The organism is Lysinibacillus sp. NPDC097214 (genome assembly GCF_050277945.1).
GTDB lineage: Bacteria > Bacillota > Bacilli > Bacillales_A > Planococcaceae > Lysinibacillus > Lysinibacillus xylanilyticus_B.
On record NZ_JBNNSS010000005.1, the window covers coordinates 291,484 to 309,192 of the forward strand.

The following is a 17,709-nucleotide window of genomic DNA, read 5'->3' on the forward strand; positions in this document are numbered from 1 at the left end:
GAAATCATTTTGAAAGCATTAGTGAAAGTTGGCAAAGGGCAATTAAACGTCCAAGATAGACAAAGACCTATACTTGAAGAAAATGAAATACTCATAAAAGTCAGTCATTGTGGTGTGTGTGGAAGTGACTTGCATGCAGCTCACCATGCTAAAGGCTATGAATTTGTACCGAAGGAAATTATATTAGGCCATGAATTATCTGGAACTGTAGTAGAGGTTCACCCTGCATCAAGTAATGAACACTTGCTAAATGCACAGGTTGTTGTTGAACCAGGTGTGACTTGCTCTCAATGTGAACAGTGCAGACAAGGGAGGCAAAATATTTGTTCAAATATTCAATGCCTTGGTTTACATTTTGATGGCGGAATGGCTGAATATGTGAAGGTAAACGCTGCTTCAGTCCATCTCATACCTGAAAATTTGCCCTTTAAAATTGCTGCACTTGCTGAGCCTCTTTCCGTTGCGTTACACGCTGTTGAAAAAGTATCAAATGATATTACAGGAAAAAAAGTGTTAGTCCAGGGTTGTGGCATCATTGGTTTCTTTGTAGCGATAGCTGCTAAAAATGCAGGAGCTTTTGTTACGGTTTTAGGCTTAAGAAGAGATCGTTCTGTTCGTTTAAGTGCCATTGAAAAGTTTGATATTGCAGTTGAAAGCGTAGAGGATTCTTTGGAAAAAAGAAATGATGCGGATATTGTTTTCGAATGTTCAGGTTCTTCTTTGGCTACGCAACAAGGTATTTCAAGACTTAAAAAAGGTGGCTCATTTGTTGTAGTTGCTTTATATGAACAGGACGTTACATTGCCGTTAAATGTGATGGTGCGAGGTGAAATCAACCTATTACCAAGCTATGGCTATTATAGTAATGACTTTGAAAAAGCATTTAATTTATTAGCTTCTTACAAGGATCAATTTGCAGCAATCGTCGCTGTGTATCCTTTATTGAATGGTGCTCTAGCATTTGATGATGCTAGAAAACAAAGAGTGCTTAAATCTATGATAGAGATGTAAAAAATAAAGTAGATTACGTATCATGAAAAGGGGTAATGGTATATGGTATCTATAAATACAGTTACAGGAAAGCTAAATATTAAAGATTTGGGTTGTACACTTGTACATGAACATTTATTATTACGATCTGAAGTAGTGACGTTTCAATTTCCACATTTATATGATGAAGATGTAATTTATAAAAAAGCTGTAGAAGGTGCAAATGCTGTAAAATCACAAGGAGTAAAAACAATTTGTGATCCAACTGTTGTAGGGATGGGAAGAGATGTGCGATTTTTAGAGCGTGTCGCAAATGAAACAGATATGCAAATAGTAACAGCCACGGGTATTTATTCATTTACAGATATTCCTTACTATTTCCAAAATAGAGAAGTAGATCATATGGCAGAAGCATTCATTCATGATATTGAAAAGGGCATTCAAAATACAAATATTAAAGCGGGGTTCCTTAAATGTTCTGCAGATGCACCTGGTCTTACACAAGATCTTGAAAAAGTATTTCGTGCTGTTGCACGTGCTCATAGAAGCACTGGTGTGCCTATTATGACACATTCTCATCCTGAAACGAAAAATGGCTTGAATCAACTAGCAATATTTGAAGAAGAGGGTGTGAATTTAAAATCTGTTATGATTGGTCACACAGGTGATAGCACAGACTTGAATTATATTAATAAGATTTTAGATAAAGGTGCTTATATAGGAATGGACCGTTTTGGACAAGGACCTCTTCCAGCTGCAAAAAGAAATGAAGTGTTATTGCAATTATTGAAAGAAGGCTTAGAGAAGCGCATATTCTTATCACAAGACTATTGCTGTAATATTGATTGGTATACGCAAGAATCAATCGATGAAATAATTCCAGGTTGGTCTATTCGTTTCCTAATAGATGAGATCCTTCCACAGTTGCAAAAAGAAGGGGTAACAGATCAACAAATTCATACGATGATGCATGAAAATGTTCAAAATTGGTTTATTGGAATTTAATCAATCAGTTTGGTTATAATTGAATAAATAGGAGTGTTTATAATAAAGGATCAAGTTCGCCAATTTCAACGGTGGCTTGATTCTTTATTTTTATGGTAACATATAAGGATTAGCAAAATGTGGATGTTTCTACACATAATCTTACTATAATAAGCCATGCTATAATCTTCAAGTAGGCTTTAAAGGTAATTTACATAGAGGTTAATGGAATATTAAAAGAAGGTGTTTGGATGAATAATACAAGTAAAAGCTCGTTAGTGGCTGAACGTACGTTGAATGCTCTGATGCTATTTGCGAGTGAAAGATCTTTAGCTGTGTCGGATGTGGCAAAAGGGTTAGATATTAGCTTGACTTCGGCGTATAGATTAGTTGAAGCGCTAAATAATACAGGTTTTATTAAACGAGAAGAATCGAAAAAATATATATTGAATCCACCGAATATTCTTAAATTGTATAATATGGTAGAGCAAGATCTTCGTAAAATTGCAAAGCCCTATATGCAAAACTTAGCTAAGGAATTTCAAGAATCAGTGTATTTAAGTGTGATGTATAGTGACCAAATGACTTATTCATTTGTTGAGAAGGAAGAAAGCCCGATTACTTTGAAGTGGGCTGAAAAGTTAGGCTATGTATATAAACTACCTACAGGAACAGCTGGTAAAACCCATCTTGCGTATTTTATAAAACAGATTAATCTACAAGAGCGAGCAAAAGTTTTAGCAGAACTAGAGCTGGATGCACATACAAAAAATAGCATTACAACGATAGAAGCACTTGAAAAGTCGTTAGAAGAAATTTGTGAAAAAGGCTACTGCTATACGAATAGTGAGCATGTGCAAGGAGCTGTTGGTATATCGGTTCCGATAATTAATGCGTCCAATGATGCTACAGTAGCGGTATTAAGTGTATTTATGGCAGAAACGAATTTTAAAGAGAATCAATTAGATTATTATTTACAAAAATTAAAAAGTAATGCGCAAAGTATTGGTAATTCAATTTTATAAGAACTCAAAGAATTATACGGGTACTCTGATCACACCTTTAATTAGTTTGAACATAGTTCTATTAAAGTGAGGATTTGTTCGGATTTGTGTTTCTTTAGAGAAAGCGTAATTTCTGAACGGAGGATTATAGTGCTTGGTGAAATATTAAAAAAAGTTTCAACAGAATTCATCGTTGAAGCAGAACGTTCTTCGAAATTACTTGAAGACCTTGCTATGGATAGGTTGATATTTTCTTGAACGCTGATGTCATTAAATTTATACATAACTATTAATATATTAGAAAATATTGGAGGGCTTTGACATGTTAGCGAAGATAAAAGGAGTTAAGCTTCTAACGGAATACAAGAATCCAAATTATAAAGTGAAATTAGAATGTGAAGATGGTAGTGTACTACTCATTAGATTTGATTATACGTATGCTACGAAGAGATATATGCCTTTAGAGGTTTATCATAATGGTGTTTCTAAAGGGGCTAAGTTGGCATGGTATACAAGTGAAGTTGAGAAGATGACAGTAAGTGAGTTTTTAGACAAAATAGCTACTAAAATAAACAAGAAATATAATTTCGAATTGAAAAAGTAAATAATTTTATAATTAGAGGGGTTTAAGGATGAATATTTTTAAGGTTTTATCTTCTAATGATGGTTCTATCAATGAGCCTAATGTAACTTCGTTTCTTGCTTATTTGTTAGACCCTAATGAAAATCATGGTTTAGGATCAAGGTTTGTTGAGAGTTTTTTAACACCAATTGTATTAGCAAATAAAGAGCAGTATAACGAGCTTATATACAATAATCGGATTCGAGATTTATCTCGAAATTCGAAGTATGAAGTAAGAGTTCAAGCTGAAGTAAAGGTCATATGCTCAGCGAGTGAAATTGCTAAAAAAACAAGGGATATAGATATTGTAATTGAACTTTTTTACCAAACATTTTCTGATAGTCTTCCAAAATTTTCGTTTTGTGTGGAAAATAAAATTAACGATGGAGCTATTCAAAAAGGTGATAATCAACTTTTTGAGGAAATTATCGGATTAGTTAATTTTTATAAAATTTCATCATTAGAGAAAGAACAACCTTTAGTTTCCTTTATATTCTTAACACATACTGGAAGTAAGAGAGCTTTAAATGAGTTTAATGAATTATTATCTACTATAGAAGTAGAAAGGTTATCAGTACCTTGTTATCATCTGTCTTGGGGTGGAGAAGAACTAGATGACTTGGAGATTACTATAGTTGATTTGCTCAGTAAGATTCTTAAAGAAGAAGCCATAGGAAAGATTGAACCGATTTTTGATTACACGAAGCATACAATTAAGTCATTTATCTCTTTCATTTACTCAGGTTTTAAATCATATAAAGAAGAAAAAAATCTTTTATTCGAGAAATCAGACTATGGAAAACCAGTCATTCAATACATAAAAGACTTTTATGAAAGCTCACCGTTTGAAAAAGACATAAATCATGAAGATTTAAAAAAATGGGTAAGTAATATAGTGAAAGTAGCATCAGGCAAAACATTAAAAAATGCAAACTTTGACCGTTCGTACATTATAAACGATCGAAATAGAAAGCACTACGGTGTGAATAGTGCACATAAAGAATATAAAAATTTATTTTATTATCCAGATGAAAACAATAAAAAAGTAATTAGAAAGTTAGACCTTTCTAACCCTCCTAAAAATGTGATGATTTATTGGAAAGACGACAACAATCCGGATGGTATGGGATGTTCTTTGCTCACGGAGATATTTGGTTTTTAGTTAAGTTAAGAAATTTCCAAAGGCCTACAAACGTTGATATACCAACGTTTGTAGTTTAATACATCAATTTTGTCCAACATACGAGGCAATGTTAAGGGATTACTTGGGTGGAGTTAGTTTAATAGAGAGTAAAAGACCAAATCTTACGAAAGGGATTTGATCTTTTTTTATAGTATTAATATACAAGTAAGGTTATGTTTTGGAATTTATTTACATGGAAGGAAGAGAGTTTGATGAATAAGGATACTTTAGAAATATTAGCTATAAATGTGAATGATTTTGGAGGTTTATATCCCAAAAAGTCTAATCTGATTGATTGGAACAGTGAAGTTGAAAAGGAAAATAGGAAGAACAGGATTATCAAATTAATTAATTATTTATCCAATAAAAATCCGGAAATAATCGTATTATTAGAATTTGATAGTTCAACAAAACAAATAGAATTTCTAAATTTTATTAATGAGAAAGGCTATGCAATTGTAAAAGAAAATATAAGGGGATCAATTGTAGTTGTTATACATAAAATAGAACTAAAAGTGAAGTTTATTTCTCAAAAAAGCAATTTAAAAGCATATGCTAAGTGGATAGAGATAAATATTGAATTGAATCAGTTCAAAAAGTTTAATGTGATAGGAGTTCATGTTCCATTAGAGTCTGAAAAGAGAATTCAATTCCAGAAGAAAGTTCAAGAAAAATTTGATCTACCTACTGTTTTGATTGGAGATTTCAACGCTGCTACAAATGATGATAGAGCCATAGAACTGTTAGATAAAAGTAGGTTAAATGAAAATACAAATCTATTAAACAATATATTAAATAATAATTTTGTTGATTCTTGGAGGGAAGTTAATGGGAAAGATATAAATGAATATACATGGTTTAATTCGATGGATAAAAATGATGGAAGAAGATTAGATTATGCTTTTGTAACAAACGATATAGAAATATTAGCGGTCAACCATTTACCTGAGTTGAATATGATATTGGATGAAAACGGTTTTACCGATCACTCAGGAATAGAAATTAAGATTAAATAAAATTTATATAAAGCGCCTAATCTTAGATTTATATAAGGGGCGAACAGAAAAAATCACTCATAAAATGACGAGTGATTTTTGACAATCATATCTATAAATAAGTCTCAAATTCAAGTTGATATGTTTAGATAGTTAAGATACCTCGAATGGTGATGATAGCGGCTCCTGCAACTTTGATGACTGGTTCTGATTCTTTTGGAATAACAGTCACATAAAGAGTTCCAGGTCTTCCTATCGCATTTCCTTGAGCGATTGTAAGATATGTTATTTCACTTTGAGGAATAACATCTTCTAAATAGAGGAAGCCTGCTAATGCACCATTTGCTGCACCAGTTACAGGATCCTCTGGTATGCCAATCCCTGGTGCAAAATCTCTTGTATATAATTTATATTCTTGCAAGTTAGTAAAAGTATAAAGATGTGTAGTGCTAATATTATGTTCTTTATTATGCTTCCCTAACGCCGTTAAGTCAGGTACTGCATTGTCGATATCGATTTGATTTTTTATTGGAACGAGTAAATGCCATACACCAGTATTCGCCAGTTTGATTGGATAAGTTAAATCAATGCTTTTGGAATTAACGCCGATCAGTCGACTAAGCTCTTCCATGTCAATATTGATATCTTGTGTTTTCGGCGTTACTTGCGTCATTTCCACATCAATAACTTTTCCGTTTTCCTTATGCCATACAACCGGTACTCTACCGATATTCGTTTCTAGCGTTATACCTTCCTTTTTCTCAGCAAGACTAAGCTCAGTAGCCAAAAGCCACGTTAATCCAACAGTTGCATGTCCGCAAAAATTGACTTCTTCAGTGGGAGTGAAATATTTTACTTTATAATCTATATCTTCGTTATTGGAAGGTAGTAAAAATACGGTTTCCGGTAAATTTAATTCTTTTGCGATACTTTGCATCTCAACTTCGGATAATTTATCACCATCTAGCACGACGCCAGCAGTATTACCGCCAAATCTTTCCGTTGTAAACGCATCTACATGATAAACTCTAATATCTCTCATCTTATAAACTCCTTTCTAACTTTTAATATCCCATACATACTAGAAAATTCGGAATTTTCGAGTTTATTATATAGTAAGAGTACTATATAATGCAATTTATTAAAGGATGAAATTTGTGTAGAATTCTAATCTGAATCAACGTTAAAGCTTAATTTTATCGAACAAACTACTAATACAGGGGGAGGACTTGTTTTATAAGGAGCTTAATCCTGGACATGTAATTGTAGATGATACGAATACACCAAAATCAGGACTAATTTGGTTAGGCAATAATGAAAGTATGGTTAAAAGAGGTAAAGGTTTAGGCTTGACATTGTGAAGCGGTTGCTTGGAGTTAATTTATAAAGCTTGTAAGACCAAATCCTGAATTGAAGGGATTTGGTCTTTTAAAATATACTAATTTATTAAAACTTTATTGTCATATGGAAAAATAGATGTTGTAAATTTTATTGGAGGAAACTTTTTAACGGCAGCTACCTTTAACATACCTCCCTCTATAAACATTGAAGTATCAACGGTTTTCATCACTTTGTGATGTAGTGAAAATATTTTTCCATCACTTTTTAAACGAATAATTGAATTTATAGTTTTTATTACCAAATTGAGCATACGCTTCGCTAAAGCTAATGAAAATCATTAGCTTTTTTAGTCCACTATTTGATGCACAATGGATCTCTGCGATGCTTATGACGACGTACCCTCCCATGCCTCTTAGCGTCAGTGCGCTTACATTCCTTCGTTCGGTCTATTCATAAGGCAGAGGCCTGCCCCGTTAGTTCTTCCGGTATACCAAATGTTAAGTGGTGATTTTTTTTGATAAAAAGTATCTCTTAGACGTTGTGACATGGGGGAGACCCCATAGCCATTTATAGTTTTCTGTAATATCGAATAATTTGGAATTTTTTGTTGACTCTTAATTGAATAGAATATACAATTCTACTGAGGAAACTCGGATTCCGATATTAATCGGAAATTTAACAATCAAAAATTTAAGTTCATTATAAAAGGAGACTGTATATGCCAAAACCTAGTTTTTTTAGATTGAATAAACATTATAGTAAAGCACTAATCGAACAGGCAACAAAGGTTTTTAATAGTAAAGACTACCATTCACTTAAGGTATCCGATTTAAGTGAGGGGATGGGTTTGCCTACAGGTACTTTTTATGAGTATTTTGAAAGCAAGGAGGACCTGTGTGTATATTTAGCTAGCATTGCTTTTCAGAGAAAATTTGATTCGCTAGGTGCGGACAATATTGTTCTCTTTACATATGAGAAAGAAGGATTTTCTATCCCTTCTGAAGATGGCGGCTCAATTAATGATATTTCCTATGAAAAAATACTTAACTGTGGGGTTGGTTTCTTTGCCAGGCTGTTTGATGAGTATCTTTTAGAGATGATGATTCCCCATATTAATGTAGGTATCAAGAAAAAAATTGAGGAAGGTGTTTATAGAGAAGATATCGACTTTCAGTTGTCCTCTTATATGTTGGCGATGTTATCAACTTTCGTTTTACATTATTTTGATAAGTACGAGATTTCAGATAAGAAAGATCAAGAGGCTACAGTATTGAAATTAGTCGGATTAATGGATGGAATACTGAAAAAATAATAGAAAGGTTTGATATAGATGTTTTATTTTCCAAATCCTTGTGGGGAGTTAACTGTAGGTATTTTGCGTAGTCAGTTTAATTGTGAGGGAGAAACGATTCCTTTAACATTTTTTTATCCGGCAGATGAAAGCGATGGAAAGAATGCTAAATACTCTTTCGCAGAAGCACTTTTTGGTCATCCAATAAGCGAGGCGAAAACCAATTTTTTTAGCGAAGCCCCAATTTCCCAACACAAAGAAAAGTATCCGGTTATATTTTATAGTCATGGATATGGGAGTTATGAAATGTCCAACAGTGTCCTATGTGGAGATTTAGCTAGTATGGGATTTGTGGTGATAGCTATTGGACATACAGGAGAAGCTACAGCAGTCCGTTTAAAAGATGGAACGATTATTCCAATGGATGAAACACATAGTGACGAAATGAATGTTCCGGAAAAAGAGGAAATATTACAAAAAATTATGATGGAAGTAGCTGCAAAAGATTTTAAAGAAGAGAATTATGGGACTTTTATTGAGGCAGGTCGTCAGTTTTGTGATAGTCATGCGAAGAATAAGAGAATGGAACTTTGGACTAAAAGGATTCGAGCTGCTGCGGATTACATGGAAGAAGTAAATAAGAGCAACTATTTACTGGCAGGACATTTAGACTTAATTCCTGGTTTCGGCATTACTGGGCATTCCTTTGGTGGCGGTGCAGCCATTTCTGTATGCAGGGAGGACAGTCGTTTCGTATGCGGAATTGATGTGGATGGGGCAAACCTAGAAGAAGATTATGGTCAGGATATTAGAAAGCCATTTCTATGTATTGGAACTGAAATTACAAGTAAGCTGCTTTCAGGAATTTATCTTAGTAATACAGAGAATACCTATCAATTGGTGATAAAAGACGTAGAACATATGGGCTTTACAGATCTAGTATTTTTTCCAGACATTGCTGAAATGATGGGAATCCCCCTGGGGTCAATGAAAGGGAATAAGCTTGCTGCTATTTTGGCCCAATACCATGCAGATTTCTTTAGAAAGTATTTATTGAAAGAAGATCTATACTTGGAAATGCCAGATGAATCTGTAGCAATACTTAAGTTTAGAGAGAAAAAATGCTAGGAAGGAATGAATATTATATGGATAAAGTGCTGCAAAAGCGTTTAGAAAAATTAGTTCACGATACCAAAGAGCAGTATGGACTACCGTCCCTTTCGGTTTCAGTATCTAAAGGTAGTGACGAATTTCACTATTCCATAGGTGATGCTGATTTGGAAGGGGAAAATAAAGCTACCGTTAATACAGTGTATTGCATTGGTTCATCTACGAAAGCATTTATAGCATTGTCTTTGCGTATCCTGTCGGAGAAAGGAAAAATAGACTTGGATATGCCAGTCAAAACTTATTTGCCTAATTTTGAGATGTACGATGAGTACAGTACAGAACATTTGACGATAAGAGATGCTCTTTCACATAGAAGCGGGTTGCCACGACATGATACTAGTTGGCTAAATACACCAGAAAGAACCACAAAGGAGCAGGTTGAAACTCTTGCTTTTCTTCCGCCTGCTTGGCCATTAAGGTACAGATTTCATTATCAAAATCATATGTTTATGGTTGCTACCTTGTTAGTGGAAAAGGTAGGTGGTATACCATGGGGAGATTTCGTTAAGGAAAATATTTTATTGCCATTAGGTATGAATAGCACTTATATCTATGGAGATTTGATTAGAGATGACAATAGCAGAAAGGCTAGGCCATATATAAATAGTGGAGGACAAATATATAGGATTCCTTACAACTATGCAAAAACATCTGGTGGCGCTGGAACTATGTATTCTTCTACCGTGGACATGCTTAAGTGGCTGAAATTTCAGTTGAATGGTAATGGGCAAGTGTTAGGAAAAGAAATGCTACAAGAAATGCATTCTCCACAGATAATTATTCGTGATGGTGACATATTCAATATTATGTTTCCTGAGATTCAATTTACTAGTTATGGCTTGGCATGGTTTATTGAAAGTTATCGTGGGCAAAAAATCGTTCATCATGGGGGTACATTGGATGGCTTCAAATCACAACAAATTTTTGTTCCTGAAAAGGACATAGCTATATCTATACTCTGTAACCTGAATCAGACAACAGCGGTAACTTCCATTGGATATGCAATACTAGATGAACTTATGGGCTTTGAACCTTTAGATTGGATAAATAGATATATAGACGCATCGGCAAAACTTAGTGCTGAAAAAATAGAAGAAACACGGGATGCTTTGAAGAATGCCAATAATATGAAAAGTAAATGTGAAAATAGAGATTCATATATAGGTACATACTCAAATAGAGCCTATGGTAAGGCAATCGTTTTGGAAAATGATGGACAAATCTATTTGCAGATGATTGGCTTGACCCTTCCTATTATTCCAACTGGTAAAGATAAATTTCATCTAGCAGTAGAGAGCTATGGCATTTGTTTTCCAGTGACCTTTAAACGTGATGAAACTGGAAAAGTTACAAAACTATTAATCCCACTGGAAGAATCACTGAAGGAAGCCATTCCGTTTTATGCCGAAGATTAAGAAACGACATTTAGAAGGAAGGTTTTATAATGGATAAACAAATGAATGAGCAACGCTTTTTAAATCGGCTAATTGAAATTATACAAATAGATAGCCCTTCATTGGAAGAAAAAGAAATGTCTGATTACCTAATCGCCTTTTTTAAGGAGCGTGGAGAAAAAGTCATTGCCGATGATACAGGCAAAAAGTTTGGGAGTAATGGTAGAAATGTATTGGTTCATATTCCAGGAAGCCTGAACTTAGAGCCAATTTGCTTTAATGTTCATATGGATACAGTAGAACCTGGACGCAATATTAAACCAATTAAAAAGAATGGAAGAATAATAAGTGACGGAAGTACTATCCTCGGTGGGGATGATAAGGCAGGAATAGCTATGTTATTGGAGGGCTATGAATACCTACGCGAGAATAATATCCCTCATAGAGAAATGTATTTTTTGTTTACTTTAAGTGAAGAAATCATGCAAGGTGCTGCTCACTATGACACCTCAGATATAAAAGTGAAGTATATGTTTGTGTTAGATGGAGCTGGGCACCCTAAATATCTATGTAGTGCCAGTAAAGGAAAGACCTTACTCAAGTATGAGTTTTGGGGAACGACTGCTCACTCTGGTGTAGATATTACTGCTGGACGTAATGCAGTTTGCATGGCCGCACATGCTATTACATCAATGCCAACGGGCTTAGTAGATGAAGATACGACTGTGAATATATCTTCAATTCATGGAGGAAAAGAAGCTCCGACAGTGCCAGATTATGCAGTCGTAACTGCAGAAATCAGGTCCTATTATCAGGATAAAATAGATGATCAGGCAGCAGTTATGCATAAAGCGGCAAAGGAAGCAGCGGAACTGTTTGAAGGACGAGTGTCGAAGGAAATAACTATTCTCTGTCCACCCTATCATGCTCAAACAGATGAGTACCTTTATAAGAGAACAAAGGAGGCAATTAAAGACGAAGGGCTAGATCCAGTAGAGATAAAGACTGGAGGCAGTAGTGACGCTAATATTTTTGGAGAGCGGGGCTTTATATGTAGTGGGTTAGGAATTGGAATCCACAACGTTCACACAACTTCAGAGTATGTGGATATAGAAGAGACGCAGATGGCATATAGAATCATGTTAAATATCATGACAAATTAAGAGGGGGGATATTTTGCAGACAGATAATTGGAAATCACCGATTATAAAAAGATTAGAAAATATGGAAGAATTGGTTTGGATAAATCCTAAAAAGGAAAGCCCTAATAAACCATTAGAGGAAATGGGAATATCTACAAAAGAAATTGATGATGCAAGGATAAGGCTGGAACGATTTGCACCTTTTATTGAATGTTGCTTCCCAGAAACAAAAGCAACACAAGGAATTATTGAATCCCCTTTAACAGCTATTCCAATGATGCAAAAATTTATAAATGAAAGCGATCATTGTAATCTCACGGGGACATTATTGTTAAAACAAGATAATGAATTGGCGATTGCAGGTTCCGTTAAGGCTAGGGGTGGTATTTATGAGGTATTGAAACATACAGAAGATTTGGCGCTCTTTCATGGTCTTCTTAGAAAAGAAGATAATTATGCAAAACTTGCTTCAAAGGAATGTCGCCACTTTTTTCAGCAATATACAATTCAAGTTGGTTCTACAGGAAATCTTGGACTTAGCATAGGTATGGTTAGTGTAGCAATTGGCTATAAGGTGATCATCCATATGTCTTCAGATGCCAAACAGTGGAAAAAGGATTTGTTACGAGAACATGGTGTTGTCGTTGTGGAGTATCAGTCGGATTACAGTGTGGCTGTGAAAAATGGGCGTGTCCAGTCAGACAAAGATCCTAAGAGTTATTTTATTGATGATGAAAATTCCATAGACTTATTTTTGGGATACGCAGTAGCTGCAAAACGATTGGAGTTACAGCTTAAAGAACAGGGTCTTATTGTGAATGAGGAACACCCATTATTTGTCTATATCCCATGTGGAGTTGGTGGTGCACCTGGAGGCATTACCTTTGGACTTAAGGATATATTTGGAGAAAATGTACATTGTTTTTTTGTGGAACCGACAAAAGCACCTTGTATGTTACTCGGAATGGCAAGTGGAAAACACGATGAAATTTCCGTTAATGATATTGGTTTAGATGGTCAAACCCTTGCGGATGGGCTGGCAGTAGGAAGAGCATCTGGATTTATTGGGAAAGTTATGGAACCAATTCTTAGTGGGATTTTCACAGTTGAAGATTGTAAGCTTTTTGAATATATGAGACACCTCTTAAATAAAGAACAAATTTTTTTGGAGCCCAGTGCCTGTGCAGCTTTTGAAGGGGTAATGAGATTATCTTTTTACGAAGAGATGTCGGAATATTTAGTGAATTGTAAATTGGTGGACAAAATAGGAAACGCAACTCATATTGTGTGGGCAACTGGAGGAAGTTTGGTACCAGATAAGAATAGAGAAGAGTATATAAATACGTATGTAGGTGATTGATTCCCGTAGCAGACTGTTAGATTTATTCGAAAGGGGACGGTATTATGGCGAAAACAAAAAAGTACATGGGAGAACTGAGTACTTCGGAGATGTGGGCAAGTTGTGCGATAGGAATGGGTACAGGTCTCCTACCATTTTTAATGAATGGATATATGTCCTATTTCTTTACAGATGTCATGCTGATTCCTGCATCATCACTTGTGGGAATCATGCTTGTTGCGAGGATACTTGATGGAATTCAAGATATAGGTATAGGAGCCACATTAGATCGGATAAGAAGACCAGATGGGCAAGCTAGACCGTTTTTTAAGTGGTTTGCCATCCCATTTTTTATTTTTAGTGCATTGCTTTTTTTAAATCCTCCCTTTGGCGAAACAGGCAAAGTCATATATGCAGCTGTTACGTATATAGGAGCGTTATTTATGCTTTCATTTTTGCAGCTACCTTATGCAACGCAAATTAGCTTAATCACAAAAGATAGTAAAGTAATCTCAAAACTTAGTAGTATGCGTTTTATTACCGCTTCTATTGTTTCTGTGATAGCAGGATTGGCTGTCATTCCACTCCTAGAAGGGTTTGGAGGTGGAGATATTAATAAAGGATTCTTTCCTGTTGGAATAATAGTAGGGGTATTGGGTGCAGCCAGCGCAATTTGGGCTTATTTTGGAACAAGGGATAGATATATTGCTATATTACCAAAAAAAGAAAAGATTCCACTTTTTGGACAATTGAGATATCTAAAAAATTTCCCTTGGCTTTTAGGGCTAATCATTACATTGTCAATTATGTTTTCATATACATTTAGTTCTGCTATGGCTATTTACTATTTTACTCATGTTATTCCAAATCAAACTTTCGCAGGGCTTGCTCTCGTTGTTATCTTTGCTTTCATGGTTCCAGGTAGTGCTATTTCACCTATAATTGGGGGTAAAATGGGAAAGAAGCGGGCAATTATGATAGGGGTCGGAATAAGTATTTGTGGAAAGCTTATCATGTTGTTGGGGAGTTCAATCTTTATATTTATTGGTTTAGGCATGACTGGCTTTGGCTTGGGAATAGCCATTCCCTTATTGACTGCATTAATGCCGGATATAGTAGATTATGGGGAATGGAAACACCATGCATCAACGCCTGGGATACTTTACTCAGCAATTAGTTTGGGCTCAAAGATGGGGATGGGGCTAGCTGTTTCAGTCCAGCTTGCCATTTTATCTAAATTCGGTTATGACGCAACACTCGCAGTTCAACCAGATTCAGCCATCAATGCTATTTCATTGTCTTATATTTTTGTCCCTCTTGTATGTGAAGCGCTCGCTCTTATAGCTATAAGTTTATATCGTATAGACCATATTCGGGATCAAATTCAAAATGATCTTACAGAGAGGTATGAATCCCTAGGTTTGAAGAGGGTCAAGGAATCTTTATAGTATTTAAAGTAAAGGAGAGTAAGTATGCAAATAACCAATATTCAAAGTAAGATTTATGAACCTGAAAGTATTGTGAATTTTAAAGTAGCTCTCATAGAAAGAGTAATCCCTCAGAATGTAATTATTAAGATAACTACAGATGAAGGTATTATTGGGTACGGCGAAGCAGCTCCATTTCTGCCTGTGACGGGAAGTGACGCACAAGAAACGCAACACTTTATTCAGAAAATCGCTACTTTTCTCATAGGAAAAGACCCATTCTATTTAGAAAATATCCATAATCTAATGAATCAGGTAGTGGTAGGTCAAAATGCTGCCAAAGCGGGCATTGATATGGCATTGTATGATATTATCGGAAAAAGCTCAGGTCAACCCCTTTACAAATTATTGGGGGGGAACAGTAACCAAATAGAAACTGATATGACACTGAGTATTGACACTCCCGAGAATATGGCTAAAAAAGCAGTAGAATATACGGAGATGGGTTTTCGTATTCTAAAGGTAAAAACCGGAATTAATTCTATCGAAGATATTCATGCCATTAAGTTGATTCGTGAAGCTGTGGGACCAGATATAGAGTTGAGATTGGATGCCAATCAAGGTTGGGATGCAAAAGAGACTATCAGAACTATGAAAGCTTTGGAAAAGTATAATGTATTAGAAGTAGAACAACCGGTGCCCTATTGGAATCTAGCAGCTTGCAGTCAAATTAGAGAGAGTATTTCCCAGCATCTTATGTTAGATGAATCTGTCCACTCACCTCAAGATGCTTTACGGGCAATACAGACTGAAGCAGCGGATATGATAAATATTAAACTCATGAAATGTGGTGGTATTTATCAAGGAATAAAAATTAATGCTATTTCCGAAGCTGCAGGAATACCATGCATGGTTGGTTGCATGAGCGAATCCCGATTAGGTATTGCCGCTGGTGCTGCACTTGTCGGTGCCAAATCTAATATACCGGCATCTGATTTGGATAGTCATTATCTAATTGCAGAATCTCCTCATATCAAGGGAGGTTTTGTTCAAGATGGTGGTCTTATAACAATTGTGGATAAACCAGGTTTAGGTGTGGAAGTGAATTTTGCTGCGCTTTAATTTAATAAGGTCCTTAATTTAATGAACTCAACTATTGTACAATTTTTAAGAGTTTTTCGTTGAGATGGTACCGTTTCTTCATTTCATTTAATGGGGCATGTATAAACCAAGAATCCATTAACACGTAGTCTGCATTTTTCACTTTGTCTAGTCTCGGAAGGCAGATGCTAAGTTATTGGATTGGCTTGAGGATTTATGCAAGAAACCAAATAATTCAAATTATGGGAAGTGTATTTATTGCTTTTATTATGTAATAAATATACTTCCCATAACAGAACTCTTCTCATTATTTCGCATGTCAGTTTTTCCACAAAGATTATCTCTAGCAAATCGCTTTTGCCAATACATATAAGTCGCCGAACTGGGACCGGCTACTTATCAGCAGGATGGAATTATTGTCATCGAAGGCATCTGTTTTTACCTTTCTTAAACTTGACTTCTTTGCTTGATAAGAGATGATTGGATTTAACAAAATATAAAGTATTTCATTTTCTTCTAAGCATTGAATAATCGGTGTATGATAATGACCTGTTGATTCCAAAATAACAGCAGGCTTACTCCTTGTTATCAATCTAATCTCTCCTAAAAATCCTATAAACTTGTCTAACTCTTCACGATTATGCTTAATTGAAAAAATTTCCCCATATGGCTTTCCTTTATCTAAAAAAGCTTGTACTTCACTTTCATCTTTAGCTACATCAATACCCACTACTGGGTTCATTCTTTCTCCTCCTAGAACGTATTCACCAGTAACCCCTATTACCTCCAAGTAGTATTATAGCTTCGCTTGTTATACGAGATCTAAGTCCCAATCAGCCTCAAACTATTTCTACAAGTAGGGGATGAACAGTTTACTTGACGGGATCAATGTCCCACGCCCCCGTACGTTCTACCCTGGCTACTGATAGATTAAATCTAAATAAAAAAAGTTCAACCAGAAAGAAGGAGTACGATGGAATGTATTAAAAATCCATTTGGAACGAATTCAACTAAAAAAGCATATTAATAAGATAGAAAGATTATTATTTTCTAGTTTAAAAACAGGGAGAAAAATAGTATTGAGACTATCTGAACTTCATCCACTCTTCTATCACACACGAATCGAACAAAAAAGACTTTTTCGGTTTTTAGCAGATTTAAAAGAAAGAAAACGGTTTGCCACGCATAATGAGTTATCAACGACATTTCCTTATACTTGTAAAAAACATCAATCATTGCTGAAAAGAAAATTAGGAAACAGTGATCCTAAATTACAAGAAAATAAAATAATCAATTTAAAAATTGCTACGAGTGAAATCGATGACGTAATCATTAAGCCTGGTGAAACTTTTTCTTTTTGGCAACTAGTAGGGAAAACGACTGGGGCAAAAGGCTATATTGAAGGCATGCAGCTAGCAATGGGAGAAGTAAGGACGGGCATTGGCGGTGGAATTTGTCAGCTCGCTAATCTACTGTATTGGATTTTAAAAAGAGACGGGAAAAACTATCGTCAAAATGAAATTTGGCGAAAGACGATCGATAAAGTAACGGGACAAATGCTAAAAGAGGAATTGCTAATCAAAAATTTTTCAGAGGTGAAGTATCCTATACCGCTCGCTCCTGAATTGCCGTGAAGACGAAAAAAAAGAGAATTTTTACTGTGAAATTTAACACCGTATTTTAGTGAAGTCGTGGGGAATGATATCCTCTTCCATTGCATTATTAA

15 protein-coding genes and 1 pseudogene are annotated in these 17,709 nt (G+C 35.2%); 14 read left to right on the forward strand and 2 right to left on the reverse strand.

Going from position 1 to position 17,709, the window contains the following annotated elements; all coding sequences use genetic code 11:
- Positions 1–9: 9 nt before the first annotated feature.
- From ACQKMI_RS13975 to ACQKMI_RS14000, 6 genes are all read left to right on the forward strand, one after another.
- On the forward strand, positions 10–1,011 hold the full coding sequence (locus ACQKMI_RS13975; RefSeq protein ID WP_427489829.1) for a zinc-dependent alcohol dehydrogenase: 1,002 nt from the start codon (positions 10–12) through the stop codon (positions 1,009–1,011).
- 42 nt (positions 1,012–1,053) lie between these two features.
- Positions 1,054–1,995: a phosphotriesterase family protein gene (locus tag ACQKMI_RS13980; RefSeq protein ID WP_427489831.1), complete on the forward strand. Its 942-nt coding sequence runs from the start codon at positions 1,054–1,056 to the stop codon at positions 1,993–1,995.
- Between the two features lie 230 nt (positions 1,996–2,225).
- Entirely contained in the window at positions 2,226–2,999 is a 774-nt protein-coding gene (locus ACQKMI_RS13985; protein ID WP_427489833.1) for an IclR family transcriptional regulator, read from the forward strand.
- Positions 3,000–3,300: 301 nt separating this feature from the next.
- Complete coding sequence (locus tag ACQKMI_RS13990; protein WP_427489834.1) at positions 3,301–3,582, forward strand: hypothetical protein; 282 nt, start codon at positions 3,301–3,303, stop codon at positions 3,580–3,582.
- Between the two features lie 28 nt (positions 3,583–3,610).
- On the forward strand, positions 3,611–4,762 hold the full coding sequence (locus ACQKMI_RS13995; protein ID WP_427489835.1) for a PD-(D/E)XK nuclease family protein: 1,152 nt from the start codon (positions 3,611–3,613) through the stop codon (positions 4,760–4,762).
- A gap of 233 nt (positions 4,763–4,995) precedes the next feature.
- A complete protein-coding gene (locus tag ACQKMI_RS14000; protein WP_427489837.1) occupies positions 4,996–5,799 on the forward strand; it encodes an endonuclease/exonuclease/phosphatase family protein in 804 nt (267 codons plus the stop codon).
- A gap of 124 nt (positions 5,800–5,923) precedes the next feature.
- On the opposite strand, the gene ACQKMI_RS14005 is transcribed toward ACQKMI_RS14000, so the two are convergent.
- Complete coding sequence (locus ACQKMI_RS14005) at positions 5,924–6,820, reverse strand: PhzF family phenazine biosynthesis protein (protein WP_427489839.1); 897 nt, start codon at positions 6,818–6,820, stop codon at positions 5,924–5,926.
- Between the two features lie 1,017 nt (positions 6,821–7,837).
- On the opposite strand from ACQKMI_RS14005, the gene ACQKMI_RS14010 reads away from it, so the two are divergent.
- The 7 genes from ACQKMI_RS14010 to ACQKMI_RS14040 are packed head-to-tail and all read left to right on the forward strand — an operon-like array spanning position 7,838 to position 16,004.
- Positions 7,838–8,431: a TetR/AcrR family transcriptional regulator gene (locus tag ACQKMI_RS14010; RefSeq protein ID WP_427489841.1), complete on the forward strand. Its 594-nt coding sequence runs from the start codon at positions 7,838–7,840 to the stop codon at positions 8,429–8,431.
- An 18-nt stretch (positions 8,432–8,449) separates the two neighbouring features.
- A complete protein-coding gene (locus tag ACQKMI_RS14015; protein ID WP_427489843.1) occupies positions 8,450–9,538 on the forward strand; it encodes a hypothetical protein in 1,089 nt (362 codons plus the stop codon).
- Positions 9,539–9,555: 17 nt separating this feature from the next.
- A complete protein-coding gene (locus tag ACQKMI_RS14020; protein WP_427489845.1) occupies positions 9,556–10,995 on the forward strand; it encodes a serine hydrolase in 1,440 nt (479 codons plus the stop codon).
- Between the two features lie 29 nt (positions 10,996–11,024).
- Positions 11,025–12,137, forward strand: coding sequence for a M20/M25/M40 family metallo-hydrolase (locus tag ACQKMI_RS14025; protein ID WP_427489847.1), 1,113 nt, complete (start codon positions 11,025–11,027; stop codon positions 12,135–12,137).
- A 13-nt stretch (positions 12,138–12,150) separates the two neighbouring features.
- Entirely contained in the window at positions 12,151–13,476 is a 1,326-nt protein-coding gene (locus ACQKMI_RS14030; protein ID WP_427489849.1) for a D-serine ammonia-lyase, read from the forward strand.
- A gap of 44 nt (positions 13,477–13,520) precedes the next feature.
- The gene (locus tag ACQKMI_RS14035) at positions 13,521–14,903 is read left to right on the forward strand and encodes an MFS transporter (RefSeq protein WP_427489851.1); all 1,383 of its coding nucleotides are present in this window, start codon (positions 13,521–13,523) and stop codon (positions 14,901–14,903) included.
- A gap of 24 nt (positions 14,904–14,927) precedes the next feature.
- Positions 14,928–16,004, forward strand: coding sequence for a mandelate racemase/muconate lactonizing enzyme family protein (locus ACQKMI_RS14040; RefSeq protein ID WP_427489853.1), 1,077 nt, complete (start codon positions 14,928–14,930; stop codon positions 16,002–16,004).
- Between the two features lie 400 nt (positions 16,005–16,404).
- Here the strand turns inward: ACQKMI_RS14040 and ACQKMI_RS14045 are convergent.
- Positions 16,405–16,725: pseudogene (locus ACQKMI_RS14045) on the reverse strand (IS110 family transposase); the annotation flags it as partial.
- A 337-nt stretch (positions 16,726–17,062) separates the two neighbouring features.
- Between ACQKMI_RS14045 and ACQKMI_RS14050 the strand changes: the two are divergent.
- Entirely contained in the window at positions 17,063–17,617 is a 555-nt protein-coding gene (locus tag ACQKMI_RS14050) for a VanW family protein (RefSeq protein WP_427489855.1), read from the forward strand.
- Positions 17,618–17,709 lie beyond the last annotated feature (92 nt).

What these genes read in the sequence shown, in the direction of transcription:
- ACQKMI_RS13995 (WP_427489835.1), top strand. Translation starts at nt 3,611, where the DNA reads ATGAATATTTTTAAGGTTTTATCTTCTAATGATGGTTCTATCAATGAG.
- ACQKMI_RS14035 (WP_427489851.1), top strand. Translation starts at nt 13,521, where the DNA reads ATGGCGAAAACAAAAAAGTACATGGGAGAACTGAGTACTTCGGAGATG.
- ACQKMI_RS14010 (WP_427489841.1), top strand. Translation starts at nt 7,838, where the DNA reads ATGCCAAAACCTAGTTTTTTTAGATTGAATAAACATTATAGTAAAGCA.
- ACQKMI_RS13990 (WP_427489834.1), top strand. Translation starts at nt 3,301, where the DNA reads ATGTTAGCGAAGATAAAAGGAGTTAAGCTTCTAACGGAATACAAGAAT.
- ACQKMI_RS14015 (WP_427489843.1), top strand. Translation starts at nt 8,450, where the DNA reads ATGTTTTATTTTCCAAATCCTTGTGGGGAGTTAACTGTAGGTATTTTG.
- ACQKMI_RS13985 (WP_427489833.1), top strand. Translation starts at nt 2,226, where the DNA reads ATGAATAATACAAGTAAAAGCTCGTTAGTGGCTGAACGTACGTTGAAT.
- ACQKMI_RS14005 (WP_427489839.1), bottom strand. Translation starts at nt 6,820, where the DNA reads ATGAGAGATATTAGAGTTTATCATGTAGATGCGTTTACAACGGAAAGA.
- ACQKMI_RS13980 (WP_427489831.1), top strand. Translation starts at nt 1,054, where the DNA reads ATGGTATCTATAAATACAGTTACAGGAAAGCTAAATATTAAAGATTTG.
- ACQKMI_RS14040 (WP_427489853.1), top strand. Translation starts at nt 14,928, where the DNA reads ATGCAAATAACCAATATTCAAAGTAAGATTTATGAACCTGAAAGTATT.
- ACQKMI_RS14025 (WP_427489847.1), top strand. Translation starts at nt 11,025, where the DNA reads ATGGATAAACAAATGAATGAGCAACGCTTTTTAAATCGGCTAATTGAA.
- ACQKMI_RS14020 (WP_427489845.1), top strand. Translation starts at nt 9,556, where the DNA reads ATGGATAAAGTGCTGCAAAAGCGTTTAGAAAAATTAGTTCACGATACC.
- ACQKMI_RS14000 (WP_427489837.1), top strand. Translation starts at nt 4,996, where the DNA reads ATGAATAAGGATACTTTAGAAATATTAGCTATAAATGTGAATGATTTT.